Origin of the sequence: Flavobacterium sp. HJSW_4, assembly GCF_042436695.1 — a bacterium.
Taxonomy (GTDB): domain Bacteria; phylum Bacteroidota; class Bacteroidia; order Flavobacteriales; family Flavobacteriaceae; genus Flavobacterium.
In genome coordinates this window covers 12,483-26,651 of the sequence record NZ_JBHNPP010000029.1, presented here as the reverse complement: position 1 = coordinate 26,651, position 14,169 = coordinate 12,483, and the positions used below count along the sequence as shown (strand labels likewise).

Sequence of the window (14,169 nt, the reverse complement as noted above, 5' to 3'; positions counted from 1 at the left end):
TGGCTATTATTTTCAAAAGTCCTTGATTTACTGAGGTTTCAGATTGACTTAAAAAGCTATTCTTTAAGTCAATTTTAACTTTTTCATTGTCATTTCGAGTAAAGAGAGAAATCACAATAGGAGCTTTCTAAAGCATATAGTCAATCTTTGTTGAGTTACTTGCGTGGTCTTCGACTTCGCTCAGACTGACAAACTTTGCGATTATACTAAACTCAATCCATAAAAAAACCTCTGGTTGAAACCAGAGGCTATATTTACAAGCTTTGTGCTAAGCTTTTATTTAAATGAACTTATATGACTTATATGGTTCAAAAAATTAAAGTTCTGAGATTTGAAAGTTTAAAGCTTTTAAATCATTCCAGAAATCTGGATATGATTTAGAAACTACTTCTGCATCATCGATGATAATTGGCACTTTGATTGCTAACGGAGCAAATGCCATTGCCATACGGTGATCGTTGTATGTTGCAATATGAACATCGTGATTAATATCGCCAGAACGTGATAAAGTCAAGCTGTCATTAGTTACAGAAATATTTGCTCCTAATTTTGTAAGCTCTATTCTTAAAGCTTCAAGTCGGTCCGTTTCTTTAATTTTTAAAGTATGAAGTCCTGTTAAGTGGCATCCAATTCCTAAACCTAAACAAGTAACCACAATAGTTTGTGCAATATCTGGTGTATTGTTCAATTCAAAATTTACATCTTCGTAATTGAATCCTGAAACTTTCTCCAAAGTCATTTTATTGTTTTGGAAAGTCGTTTTCACACCCATTTTCTCATAAAGAGAAACTAATTCAGAATCTCCTTGCAGACTGTTTTCTTTGTAACTGCTTAAAGTGATTTTAGTAGCATCAGACAAAGCAACAAGGCTGAAGAAATAAGAAGCCGAACTCCAATCAGACTCAACTACCATTTCTTTAGATTCAACTGCTTCTTTAGGGAATACTTTAATTATATTTCCTTCAAAACTTGTTTTAATATCTAAATCATTAAGCAAAGCCAAAGTCATTTTGATATATGGAATTGAAGTAATTTCTCCTTCTAAAGTCAGCTCTAAACCATTATCTAATTTTGAAGCCACTAATAAAAGTGCTGAAATATATTGGCTGCTCACATTGGCTGCCAAAGTTACTTTTGAAGCGGTAATTTTTTTTCCTTTGATTCGAATTGGCGGATAACCTTCTTCTTTTTCATACGAAATCTCAACTCCCAATTGTCTTAAAGTATCAACCAAAATTTTAATTGGTCGTTCCTGCATTCTGCTAGAACCTGTCATTACCACTTCTCTTCCTTCGTTAACCGAAAAATAAGCAGTTAAGAAACGCATTGCAGTTCCTGCGTGGTGAATGTCTACGATTTCGTCATTTCCAGCTAGAGCTTTTTGCATTACTTCGCTGTCATCTGAATTTGAAGTATTGGCTAAAGTAATATTTGGGAATAACGCTTTTAGTAGCAATAAACGGTTCGTTTCACTTTTTGAACCTGTGATATTTAGTTGCGAATCATCAATCGTGAATGGTGAATTCGTGCTTAATTTTAAATTCATTTTTTTAATTGTAAGTTGTGAATGATGAATGATGAATGACTAGAAACATATTCAGCCCTGCAATTTACCACTCCCCATTCATAATTCAAAATTCAAAACTCATAATTCAAAGCTTATGAGTGATATTTCACAATTATTTCAATTTATCATTGTTTTTGTGACGATCTTTATCTCTAACCGATTTTAGATCCATTTTTTTATCGAAAGATGCTTGCAAATCAATTCCGGTCTGATTCGCTAAACACAATACAACAAAAACAACATCTGCCAATTCTTCTCCTAAATCTTTGTTTTTATCGCTTTCTTTTTCAGATTGTTCTCCGTAACGGCGCGCAATGATTCTGGCAACTTCTCCAACTTCTTCTGTCAATTGAGCCATATTCGTTAATTCATTAAAATAACGAACACCGTGTTCTTTTATCCAAGTATCAACAGCTAATTGTGCATTTTTCAAATCCATCTTTTATATCTTTTTAAGAATTATTTTTTCGTTTTGGCTTACGATCATCTTCTGAAAAAACTCTTTTATCATTCCGTAATCCTCAGCTGCAAAAATACTACTGTTGATTTCTTTTTGGCCAACAATTTGAATTTTGTTTTCTGAAACCGAAAAATTTAAAATAAAGGACATCAACTTGTCTTCTGAAGTTATTTTAAATGGCTTAGGAATCGATTCTATAGTGTACCCCTGAGGAATTTCGACGCTTAGATTAAACTTTTCTAAGTTTTTATATCCAAAATAAACAGGCATTTGTCTTTTTTCCTGATTGAAAGGATTTTTAGTTTGGGTAAAAAATAAAAGCGGATTCATAAAAATTTTTCCATCAATAATATCAGATCGATTGCTTGAAGCAAAAGCAAAAGTTTCTATAACCGATTGATCTAGATTTGACTTCTGATTTTCTATTTTATAATTTGAAATCTCCAAACCTCCCAATCTGTTTTCAAATTTTTCAAGATAAGCATCTTCGGTTTTAGTATTATTTTCTTCTCTAAAACTGTACGCATCATAATCTGTTCGTTGCACTCGAGCCTGACCGTTCATTTTTCCGTCAGGATTTAATTTGACAATCAGACTGTAAATTTCTTTAGACTGCTGTGCCGGATCTAATTGAATTTCTTCAGAACTGCCATCTTTCTTAATTAATCTTCCGTTCCAATTTAAAACATTCAATGGCAAAATATTCGGTGCTGTAAGTTTATGACTTGCATCCAAAAGGATTCTTTTACCATCAATATCGGCTGCTGCTATCACATAATTGAATCCTGTTCTTGTTGGATAAACTGGAAGTCCGTTTTGTATTGTACTCACCAAAACAGGATTGGCTTCAATACCAGCCGCGCGAAGCATATTGATCAGAATAAAATTGATTTCTGCAACATTTCCTGTTTGATCTTTATAGGCTTTTTCGACTCCCTTTTCTGTGAAACAACTATTAACTTCATTCCAATTCATTCGATTTTTAACATAAGTAAAAATCAAATTCAATCTTTCCTTTCTATCTTCTACATTAGACAATAATTTATTCAGATCATCTGTAAATAAACTGCCTTGATTCAATTGTTTCCCGAAACTATCATCTTTAAAAATAGTCTTTGCAACACCTTCCCAAGTTAAACTGTAATCTTTTACAGGCTTATCTGGAAGACGCACTCTTTCTAGTTCTTGCTGAATGCTGCCTCGATAATTTTCTAGATTACTAATGTAAGGTTCCTCTTTTAATGCTGGAACATCTTTTCCTTGATAAAAGCTTTCGATTTGTTTATAACTAAATGAACTTGTTTGACTGAAGGAATTATCAAAGCTCTGACTTGCGCCTGTAAATTTAGATTCTGTTTCTAACGGAATTCCTCCAATTAAAATAGGTTTGTAAATATAAAACTCAGGAATCTGAGTTTTGTAATAAAAATAGTCAACAGGAATGTTGAACTGAATATCAAAATCAGGAAACTTCATCAGATTTTCTGACCTTAAAACGTATTTATATTCAATAATAGACCCCACTTTTACATTTGGCAAAGTGATCGTTTTTTCTTTCCAGTATTTATTGATTTTGTTTTTAAACTCGCCCTGATTATTCAATTTCGTTTTTACGATATTTCCATTTTCTAAGTTATAAGTCACTGCATCTGAAAATTCTAAACGATCTTCATTTAAATTATCATAACCAATATAAAAACGCACTTTCTGGTTGGCCCAGCTTAAACCTTCTTTTTTGTAAATTTTGATTTTCACCTCGCAGACATGGTTGGCATAAAATCCAACATCTTTATTATAACCAAAATAAGTCCTTCCTTTTTTAAACAAGATAGCAGCCGGCGCGCTGCTATCTTTAGGATGAACTTTCTCGTTTAATTCTGCAATCGTTACTTTGCCTAAATCATAATTTTGAGCTTGAATAGTGATCACACTTCCAAAAAGTGAAATACAAATAAGAAGGAATCTTAACATAATTAAATACGTTTTAAAACGATTTTTTCGGTTTCTTTTGCAATCATTGTTTTGTAATACTCTTTCAGCATTTCATATTTTTCAGCAGAAACGATAGCTTCATTGATCTGATGTAAAATAGCTAGCTGCAACGTATTTTCATTAACAGCAATATTAAATTTAAATATCCCTAAATTATCTTCCATTGTAACAGCAGAAGCTGCAGGCAATGTTTCAACTGCAAAACCATCTGGAATGTTAATCGTAATATTATACTTATTGGTAAAAGGATAACTAAAATCTATTGGATATTCTCGCACTTCTTGCTTAAAAGGATTTTTATCATTAGTAAAAAATAACATCGGATTTACATAGATTTTATCTCCAATAATCTCACATAAATTATTTCCGGTAAACGAATACGTTTCAATAATTGGCAACAGTATATCTTGCTCGTTAGTTTTAGAATAATCGCTTATTTCTATTTTATTATTATTGTTCTCTAGCTTTTCTAAATATTCTTCTTCTTTAAGATTGCTAATTTTGTTTCTGGTAATCATGCCATTATAATCTGCAGACTGTCTTCTTGTTTTTCCTGTCACTTTCCCATCAGCTTCGATACTGTAAGTCAAAAAGACATTGTCAAAAGATGTTTTTTCTGGCATCAGATTAATTTCTTCAGATGTTCCATCTTTTCTAATTAATCTTCCTGACCAGTTCAATACTCTAAGCGGCAAGATGTTTGGAATTGAAAATTTTTCGGAAGCATCTAATAAAATATATCCGTTTGGAGTTTCTACGGCCGCAATTACATAATTAAATGCTGTTCTGTTTGGAAACAAAGCAATCCCGTTTGAACGTGTGCTTACTAAAACTGGATTTGCAGTTAGCCCAGAATAACGAAGCATCGCTGTAAGCATCAAATTAATATCGGCAATGTTTCCTGTTTTTTCCTTGTAAGCCTTTTTCACACCGTTATCACAGCTATAGCCATAATAGTTATTCCATTTCACGTTTGATTTCACATGATTAAAAATGCCCCAAATTTTCTCTTCTGGCGTTTTTGTTTCGGCAAGCAGTTTTTTCAAATCTTCTTCAAAATATCCAGTTTTATTTAATTCAGGACCAAAATCATCATAATCATAGATTGTCTTTACTACTGAATTCCAATCTGTAGAATAAGTTTTAAATGGCGAATTCGGATACTTTGTCATTGATAATTCTTGACTTAAGCTTACGGTGTAATTATCAATATTATTTACAAAATTCTCGTCCTTAAGTGCTGGTAAATTTTCTGCGATATAAGTAGTTCTTGTCTCAAGAAAATCTAATTTTTCTTGTGAAGCGCTCCCGCTAACCACTCCATTTCGACCTTCTCTGTATGTGTATTGGATTGATCTGTTGATTTTTTCTTCTGCTATTTTTGGACTCACATATCCTTTAAAATTTCTATTGTAAACAAAATACTCTGGAACATTCATTTTAAATTCTGAATAATTTACAGGAATTCGATCTTGAAAACTCCAATCTCTTGGGCTCCCAATACTATTATTTTTTATGATATACCTAAATTCAACTATAGATCCTTCTTTAACATTAGGCATCGTAATAACCTTTTGTGCCCAATATTTATTAATTGCTTCATCAAATTCAGCTTCACTTTTCATTTTAGTCTTCTCTATCTTTCCATTCACTAAATTATATGTTGTAGCGTCAGAAACAAGAACTTTTTCTTTTGAGCCATTTCCAGCTATATAGTACCTTATTTTTTTTGTAGCCCAATCATAGCCCTCTTTTTTATATATTTTAATTTTTGCAATTACTTCCAATTGCATGACAAAGCCATTATCTTGATCATAATCAAAAGTATTTTGCCCCTTTTCAAAAAGTATAGCAGCAACGGCCGAAGAATCTTTAGGATGAACTTTCTGTTCAAGCTCTGCAACAGTAACTTTTCCTAATTTAAATTCCTGCGAAATTATTTTGGGAGAAAATAATAAAATCGCAAATAGTGTAAGTAGTTTAATAATCTTCATTGGTAATTTTTGGTTTATTTTGGTTTTGATTTGTTAGTTTTTGGTAAGTATAATTTTGGCGTTATCATTTCTAGAAACTTGTTCCATAAACAATCGATACTCATCGTATTCTTTATTTGAATATTTGCCTTTGCTAAGAAACATTGATCTTTTATAAGTCAATTTATTGTTATCTTTTTTGATGATTTCGGTTTTATACTCGCCAAATTTTCCTTTTAATTCATAATTGGAAGGCAGAAATTCGATACTGAAACCTTCTGGCAGATTGATTTCGATTTCATCTGTATCTAAAAAACCACGCTGGATTTGAAATGGATTTTTACGGTTTCTAATTCGTTTTACATTTCCCGTATATTGGTTGAAAGCATCAACCACAAAAATCATTTTATTTCCTGAAAGTGCTCCATAATTCACAGCGCTGATCTGGACATCTTCAGTAAAACGAATATTCTCTTTATCATTGGTAAAAGTAATTTTACCCAATTTTAAGTTGTTTATATTGTCCCAATATTCTTTATAGTGTTCTTCTTTCTCATTCGGTTGCATTGTTTCTACTCGAGATTTAGAATCATATGCACTTCCTTGAGAGGCTATTTTTAAAACTCCTGAAAAATTTCCAGTTTGATCAATTGTATAAACTCCTTTTCCTTCCTGAGTATTTCCGTTATCAGCATAGATTTTAGTTCGAACAATTTCTCCTCCATCAGGTTTTACTACTAAAACATCGCGATCATCTGTAAAAGTTCCTTGATATCCAAATGGTCCATCTTGACTCGTACATTCTAGCCAGATATAATTATCCTGGTTAGGAATTGCCAAAATCATATGATTTCCTTGCATCGAAACAAAATCGGATTGAATATCTTCTTTGTAGCGATCGCCATATAAAATAGTATTGTACGACGGAACATCTACAACCTGCAAAAGTGCTTTTGTATAATTTGTCAATGCCTTGCAATCTCCATATCCTAAACGATCAACATCGTTTGCCAGCATAGGTTTCCAGCCGCCAATACCAATAGCAATGTTTACATATCGAGATTTTTTCTGTACATAATCATAAATGATTTTAGCTTTTTTGACAGGATCTTTTTCATTCCCAACCAAAGCTTTAATTTTTGATTTTGTTTCTTCTGGTAAAACAGTTGTTCCATTCAAGATTTTGTCGCCATACCATTTACCAAATGCTTCCCAAGTAGTAGCATTTCCGTCAACTCCTTCCAAGTGAAAATTTTCTAATCCCATCATGACTTTAGGAAAAAGATCTGAAAGAGCAGGACTAAGATCTTCTTGTTTTTGAGCAAGAATATTTGTCGCTATATAACTTAAATTGGTATCGGAATCAGCTGTTTTTTTGATATTGAAATTATCAAATCGGAACTCTTTCTTTTTAAAGCCCAATCCTTTTGGAAAAGTAACATTCAGAACACATCTTTCTACGCTCAAATTATAACTGCCAATAAAATACCATTTCGGTATAAATGCAGTATTCGAAGTTTCAATTTCGCTTGTATAAGCAATCGTAAAGGGATACGAAATTGGTGTGTAATCTAAAAAAAGTACGCGACTGTCTGAAAAAAGAGTACTTCCGCCTACCGCGCTCTGATCTTTAAAATCTTTTCTCTTGATTTTTTTGATTTCATTTCCGAGCGCATCATAAACTATAGCTTCAATATTTTTTACTGAAGTTGTTTTGTCATAATGACAATAGGCGTCGATATCATTTAATCCTTTTTCATTTAAAACAGAAACAACTCTTTGAATTTTGACATTCATACTTCTTTGCGAAGCAATAACAATATCCATCTGATCTAAACGAAGAACAGCATTAGCATTTTGTTTTAAACTATCTGGTACAAAAATTATGGGATAATTGCCCTTTTGAGCGAATGAAGTAAGGTTTAAAAAAAGTAAAAATATCGCAAAAAAAAGGTTTTTCATTAGTAAGTATTTTCGTCAAATATATATTATTTTTAGAAATCCTTAACAAATGTTTAATAATATTTTATTCCCTGTTTTTACTATCCATTACAATTGTAACTGGCCCGTCGTTTAAGAGACTGACTTTCATATCTGCACCAAAAATTCCGGTCTGTACTTTCTTTCCAAACTCTTTTTCTATTGCCTCAACAAAGCTCTCGTAAGTAGGAATTGCAAAGTCTGGTTTTGAGGCTTTTATGTAAGAAGGACGGTTCCCTTTTTTCGTTGAAGCATGAAGTGTAAACTGACTCACGACAATAATATCGCCATCGATATCCTGAACTGAACAATTCATAACATCATTTTCGTCTCCAAAGATTCTCATTTTAATGATTTTCCCAGCAAGCCAATCAATGTCTTCCTGTGTATCGGCATCTTCAATCCCAACTAAAACCAATAAACCTTTTTGAATATCTGCTGTTTTTTGACCATCAACAGTTACTGATGCTTCGGAAACTCTCTGAATTACGACTTTCATTATAATTTTGAATTATGGTTTAATTCCACAAATTAAGGATTTTTACAGATTTTCAAACTATGCTACAATTGGGATTTGAAATTTAAAATTCTATTTTCTCGTTTCATCACTAGCAGCACGATCTTCGCCATACGTATCGGTGCGATAATGTTCATCGTCTCCTTCTAGGATTTTCAGATAACTATTGTAACGCGACCAAGCGATTTCATCTTTTTCTAAAGCTGCTTTTATCGCACAATGAGGTTCTTCTTTATGCAAACAGTTGTTAAACTTACATTGGTCTTTCAATCTGAAGAATTCTGGAAAATAACCGCTAATTTCAGACGGTTCCATATCTACGATTCCAAAACCTTTGATTCCTGGCGTGTCGATGATTCTGGCATCAAAAGACAAATCATACATTTCGGCAAAAGTTGTAGTGTGCTGACCTTGTTTGCTTTGTTCTGAAATAACAGTAGTTTTTAAATGAAGACTTGGCTCAAGTGCATTAACCAAAGTAGATTTCCCAACACCTGAATGTCCAGAAAACATGCTTACTTTGCCAATCATCATTTCTTTCAGTTTGTCAACTCCTTTATTTTCTGTGGATGAAATTCGAAGACATTTATACCCAATTTCAGAATAAATATGCTGCAAATAAAGCTGATCATCTAAAGTCTGCTCCGTTAAAGTATCAATTTTATTAAAAACAAGAATAGCTTCAATTCCGTATGCTTCGGCAGTAACCAAAAAACGATCAATAAAACTTGTAGTTGTTGGCGGATTATCAATTGTAATCAATAAAAAAACCTGATCGATATTAGAAGCAATAATATGAATCTGTTTAGACAAATTAACCGATTTACGAACGATATAATTTTTTCTTTCATGAATATTATGAATCGTTCCTGTTACGGCATCCGAAGTTTCATCCAACTCATAATCAACAATATCGCCTACAGCAATAGGATTGGTACTTTTAATACCTTTTATTCTGAATTTCCCTTTCATACGGCATTCCACAAAATCTCCTTTTTCAGATTTCACGGTATACCAGCTTCCTGTAGATTTATAAACGGTTCCTGTCATTCAAATTTTAGATTGTAGATTTTAGATTTCTGAATTTACTATTGAGAAATCTAAAAATTTTAAAAGGCAAAATTACGTTTTTTGAATTGAACAACGCAACTTCACCTTTTAAATTTGAAAGACATATCCTTAATTTGCAGACTTTACCAAACTATTTCGGCTAAAATCTCATTCTCTTTTACTTTTCCTAACTGAATTGTTTTTAAAATTCTCGATACTTTGCCGGCTTTAGTGGTATAAATTTCAACCATAATTGTTGCTGGACCATTTTCGGTTAATTCGCTTTCGCCAAAATAATTAGTCTTGATTTGATATTTTCCTTTCACCGCATTTCTAATCAAATATTGCTCTGGACCATAACCTTGCGTAAAATCTTTTGAAAATCTTCCGCCAATTGCTGTGCTTTTATGACTGAAATAGCACTCTTCTCCAGTTGGTTCAATTACATGCAAATCCAAATCGACATCCATTTGGTTCCAATTCATAATGATTCTGATATCGATAGGCATTTTAGCAATGTATTTTTTATCTAGTTTACCTGTTTTTAATCCAGAATGTTCAGCCATCAAGCGACTAATATCCATCAAAACAATATCTTCAACACCTTCATATTGTCCGCTCATTTCTCCATAATAATTCACTTCAAGCGATTTTAACAATTCATCAAAAGCTTCTTGATACTTTCCTACGTCTTCCAGTGCTAATGCATAATCTCTTAAACTTTGCGGTTCATGCGCTCTCCATTTTGCGACTTGTTTTGCTGTAAAAACAGCATCTTCATAATCTTTCCATTGACGCAAAGTGTAGGTAAGCGTTTTATATAGCTGATGATTTTCTAAACCTAAATCAGCAATATTGCTAATAACTTGTAATGCTTTTTTCACATCGCCTTGATTGTAGAAAAAATGGGCTACATCAAAATAAAAACTAGGATTTCTTTCTTGCGATTTTCTCAATTCGAAATACAAATCGTATTGTTTTTCTTTTGGTGCTGAGGCTAAAGCTTTTAAATACAATCTGTCTGGATTCCAGATTTTGTCTTTATTCTTAGAATCAAAACTGAGTGTATCAGTAACAGAATAATTTAAAGATGGCCCCGTTTCAGATGCTGATTGAATTTCAACTCCTGCAACTTTACCTGCAACAGCCTCTTCTCTTATCATTTCACTTCCAACTTTTTTATCTTTTAATTCAGTAACTACTTGTCGATCTTCAACAATCTCTTCCGCTTTTGCTACAACAGGAACTACAAATTTAACTTGATCAACTTTTGGTGCGCTTGGCGACGGCGGAGTAGTTTCATATACAGCATTATCTTCCTCAATAGTCATATTCTCTGCTCGCCCTGCTCCAACAGGTTCATCTACCGTCAGCACAGCATCAGGATCTCCTTTTATAGTAGTTTGAATAACTTGGCTTCTTACCATATTTCTACCTCTACTTCTTCCATTTGGGGGCGGTGGGGGCGGTGGAACTTGTCTATTATACTTGTATTTAGATGCGATTTTCTGTCCTGCATATTTCACGTCTTTTTTCCACCAAGAGTTTATACTATTGAAATAACTATCAATGCTTTCCCAATTATTTTTATGTTGAGCCAAAGTATTGTCTTGTTCTTGTTTTTTAATTTGATCAAATTCAGCACGCAATTCTGCTGGCGGCAAAATATCGTACATAATATAATCACGAACATTTTCTAGAACAATCAACGAAGTGTTTTTGGTTACGATTCCGAACTTCTTTCCTAAAAGTTCAATTTCGTCTGCATTTTGATCATATCGCAATTCAAGGTTCGCAATCTTTTTCTGCGCCCAAAGTCTTTCAACATTGATATCTGTTGTATTTTGAAGTGCTACATCTAAAGTTATTTTTCTTTCTAAAACAGCTTCATTATTGTAACCAAAAAGCAATGTAATTTCATTTTTTGGATTCAGAGAAATTCCTGAAAAACTGAAATTTCCTGAAACCGAACTTCCTTCCATCGGAAATAAATCAGTCACAGTAAGATTTTCTTTAATACCAAGAAATTTCAAACTCGTGTTTGTTAATTTATCCAAAGCCGTTTCTAGATTTGTCTGGTTTAAATTGATTAAACTTCCTCCTGTTTTTGTTGCTGAAAAATTCAGAAATACAAAATCGGCAGAAACAGAAGACGTTACAGCATAAATTGGCTTTTTTGTTTTTGGAAGAACATTTTCGCTCAAAGAAGATAATCCGTCAGAAAAAAATAAATATTCATCTTGATTTTCAAAATTGATTTGTGAAAAACGAGTTCCACCATCGTATTTTGTTTTTTCTAAAATTGCTTTTAAGTCTGACCAATTTCCGTTTGAAATCACAAATTCTTTTTGTTTTTCGAAAGTATAATTCAGAAAATACAAAGTCACTTTTGTGTTTTTTATTTTCTGAAAATAAGCATCTAACAAATCCAATTCTTTTTTCAAATCGCGTGTTTGACAACTCAAAGAATTATCCCAAATCAAACCAATTGAATTTGGAGTTTTCTTTGCCATTTTAGTTCCGTCCACAAAAGTATTTCCGTAGAAATAATATTGACCTCCAGCATCCTGCATTATAACACTCGGAATATTTTGCTGAATTGGAATTTTAAAAAGTAATTTTTCTGAAGGCTGATAGTTTTCTTTCTTTTGAGAAGCCTCGAAAGATTGATTCCACTTTGAGAAAACAATTTCCTTATCTGATTCTCCGCTTACAACAGGTTTCGCTGCAGCGCCTAAAACCGAAACATTAATTTCGAATTCATCCAACTTTTTAGGATAACGGCTTAAAAGCTGATACACCAAATTATCTTTATCTAAAGCCGAAAGTTCTTCTTCGTAACCAATAACAACGATTCGTTCTCCGTTTGGCATTAAAGGATAAATTCTAGTTTTAAAATTATTTCCATCGACTTTTTCCAACAATCCTGGATCGACACGACGATGTTCTATTGCTTCAAAAACCTGTTTCCCTTTATTTTTGTTTACTGGAACAGCTTCTCGTAATTTTCCATTAATATCAATTGCATATCTAGAAACCGAAACATTTTCAGGCAATGGAAAAATAAGTTCAGCTTCCATCTGACGAGTTCCCGAATTGAAAAAATGCATCTCAGCTGTCGTGTAAGCAATATTGCCAACGATTTTCACATTAACCTTTAACTGACTCATTCGTACTTTCTCAGCTTCTTCTCCTTTAACTGTCAGTTCTGGACTTTGCGCAATGACTTTTGTTCCAAAAAACAACAAAAAACAAAGAAATAAATTCATCCTTGTTTGAGAAAAAACCCAATTTGGCAAAAGCTGTTTTGGTTTCATGGCATTGAAATTTAAAAGTTATATAATTGTATAGAGAACAAAAAAGATAAAAAGGTTGGGAAACAAATATATTTATTTCAAAAAAAAATCCCCACCACTTTTTTCAAAGCAATAGGGATTTTTAAAAAACAATCTAATTTTAAATGTGTGATATAATTAAACTCAATAACAAAGTTTTTTCAAAACTTAAATTAACTTATATCACTTATATGTTGACGAAAATTATGCGTTGAAAATTTTCTCTTGGTGTCCAATACTTTCTTGGTGAATTGCTTTGAACATTCTTAAAACGAACTCTTCAGTAAGACCTTTTTTCTCACCTTCTAAAATCATTTTTCCTAAGATTTCGTTCCAACGGTTATTTTGAAGAATTGCAACGTTTGCATCTTTCTTAACCTGACCAATTTCGTCAGCAACTTTCATACGTTTTCCTAATAACTCTAATAAGTTAGCATCAAGAACGTCGATGTTAGCTCTTAGTTTAGTCATTTTTTGGCTGTACTCGTCTGTAGTATCATCCGTTTTTCTGATAGTCAAATCTTTGATGATTTGTTTCAAAGCATCTGGAGTAACTTGTTGCGCAGCATCAGACCAAGCGTTGTCTGGGTCGAAGTGTGTTTCGATGATCATACCATCGTAATTCAAATCTAAAGCCTCTTGCGTTACTTCAAAAATCATTTTACGATCTCCAGTAATGTGAGATGGATCGATGATTAATGGTAAATCAGGGAATTTGTTTTGCAATTCGATAGCAATTTGCCATTCTGGAATGTTTCTGTATTTTGTTTTTTCGTAAGTAGAGAAACCTCTGTGGATCACACCTAATTTCTCGATACCTGCCATGTGCAAACGCTCAACACCACCTAACCATAAAGCTAAATCTGGGTTTACTGGGTTTTTCACCAAAACAATTTTATCAGTTCCTTTTAATGTATCAGCAATTTCTTGAACTGCAAAAGGGTTTGCAGTTGTACGTGCACCAACCCATAATACGTCGATATCGTGTTCTAAAGCAAGTTTACAGTGCGCTGCAGTTGCAACTTCAGTACCCATTAATAAACCTGTTTCAGCTTTAGCTTTTTGCAACCATTTTAATCCAATTTCACCAACACCTTCAAATCCTCCTGGACGAGTTCTTGGTTTCCAGATTCCAGCTCTGAAAACACTTACTTTTGAATCTTTCAATTCGTGAGCAATTTTCAAAACTTGATCTTCAGTTTCTGCACTACAAGGTCCAGCTATCACAAGTGGGTGATTTAAATTGAAATCTTCTAACCACTTTCTCATTTCTTTCTTATTTTCCATCTTAATTC

9 protein-coding genes are annotated in these 14,169 nt (G+C 32.9%); all 9 read right to left on the bottom strand.

Annotation, left to right across the window (positions count from 1 at the left end; all coding sequences use genetic code 11):
• Nucleotides 1-316: 316 nt before the first annotated feature.
• A complete protein-coding gene (locus ACE01P_RS20370; protein ID WP_379700872.1) occupies nt 317-1,546 on the bottom strand; it encodes a 3-phosphoshikimate 1-carboxyvinyltransferase in 1,230 nt (409 codons plus the stop codon).
• A 133-nt stretch (nt 1,547-1,679) separates the two neighbouring features.
• Nucleotides 1,680-2,006: a nucleotide pyrophosphohydrolase gene (locus ACE01P_RS20365; RefSeq protein WP_095928239.1), complete on the bottom strand. Its 327-nt coding sequence runs from the start codon at nt 2,004-2,006 to the stop codon at nt 1,680-1,682.
• Nucleotides 2,007-2,009: 3 nt separating this feature from the next.
• Nucleotides 2,010-3,998, bottom strand: a complete 1,989-nt coding sequence (locus ACE01P_RS20360; RefSeq protein ID WP_379700871.1) for a DUF3857 domain-containing protein — start codon at nt 3,996-3,998, stop codon at nt 2,010-2,012.
• 2 nt (nt 3,999-4,000) lie between these two features.
• Nucleotides 4,001-6,013, bottom strand: coding sequence for a DUF3857 domain-containing protein (locus tag ACE01P_RS20355; RefSeq protein WP_379700870.1), 2,013 nt, complete (start codon nt 6,011-6,013; stop codon nt 4,001-4,003).
• A gap of 33 nt (nt 6,014-6,046) precedes the next feature.
• Complete coding sequence (locus ACE01P_RS20350; protein ID WP_379700869.1) at nt 6,047-7,954, bottom strand: DUF3857 domain-containing protein; 1,908 nt, start codon at nt 7,952-7,954, stop codon at nt 6,047-6,049.
• Between the two features lie 64 nt (nt 7,955-8,018).
• A complete protein-coding gene (gene dtd / locus ACE01P_RS20345) occupies nt 8,019-8,471 on the bottom strand; it encodes a D-aminoacyl-tRNA deacylase (protein WP_379700868.1) in 453 nt (150 codons plus the stop codon).
• A gap of 90 nt (nt 8,472-8,561) precedes the next feature.
• Nucleotides 8,562-9,539 (bottom strand): ribosome small subunit-dependent GTPase A, encoded by a 978-nt coding sequence (gene rsgA, locus ACE01P_RS20340; protein ID WP_379700867.1) that lies wholly within the window; start codon nt 9,537-9,539, stop codon nt 8,562-8,564.
• A 143-nt stretch (nt 9,540-9,682) separates the two neighbouring features.
• Nucleotides 9,683-12,856: a VIT domain-containing protein gene (locus tag ACE01P_RS20335; protein WP_379700866.1), complete on the bottom strand. Its 3,174-nt coding sequence runs from the start codon at nt 12,854-12,856 to the stop codon at nt 9,683-9,685.
• A gap of 222 nt (nt 12,857-13,078) precedes the next feature.
• Nucleotides 13,079-14,161 carry a bifunctional 3-deoxy-7-phosphoheptulonate synthase/chorismate mutase type II gene (locus ACE01P_RS20330; protein ID WP_053472520.1) on the bottom strand — a complete coding sequence of 361 codons (1,083 nt, stop codon included), beginning with the start codon at nt 14,159-14,161 and terminating at the stop codon, nt 13,079-13,081.
• Nucleotides 14,162-14,169 lie beyond the last annotated feature (8 nt).

Bases quoted from the DNA above. Each gene is read 5' to 3' on its own strand.
- ACE01P_RS20370 (WP_379700872.1), bottom strand. From the start codon at position 1,546: ATGAATTTAAAATTAAGCACGAATTCACCATTCACGATTGATGATTCG.
- ACE01P_RS20330 (WP_053472520.1), bottom strand. From the start codon at position 14,161: ATGGAAAATAAGAAAGAAATGAGAAAGTGGTTAGAAGATTTCAATTTA.
- ACE01P_RS20350 (WP_379700869.1), bottom strand. From the start codon at position 7,954: ATGAAAAACCTTTTTTTTGCGATATTTTTACTTTTTTTAAACCTTACT.
- ACE01P_RS20355 (WP_379700870.1), bottom strand. From the start codon at position 6,013: ATGAAGATTATTAAACTACTTACACTATTTGCGATTTTATTATTTTCT.
- ACE01P_RS20365 (WP_095928239.1), bottom strand. From the start codon at position 2,006: ATGGATTTGAAAAATGCACAATTAGCTGTTGATACTTGGATAAAAGAA.
- rsgA (WP_379700867.1), bottom strand. From the start codon at position 9,539: ATGACAGGAACCGTTTATAAATCTACAGGAAGCTGGTATACCGTGAAA.
- dtd (WP_379700868.1), bottom strand. From the start codon at position 8,471: ATGAAAGTCGTAATTCAGAGAGTTTCCGAAGCATCAGTAACTGTTGAT.
- ACE01P_RS20360 (WP_379700871.1), bottom strand. From the start codon at position 3,998: ATGTTAAGATTCCTTCTTATTTGTATTTCACTTTTTGGAAGTGTGATC.
- ACE01P_RS20335 (WP_379700866.1), bottom strand. From the start codon at position 12,856: ATGAAACCAAAACAGCTTTTGCCAAATTGGGTTTTTTCTCAAACAAGG.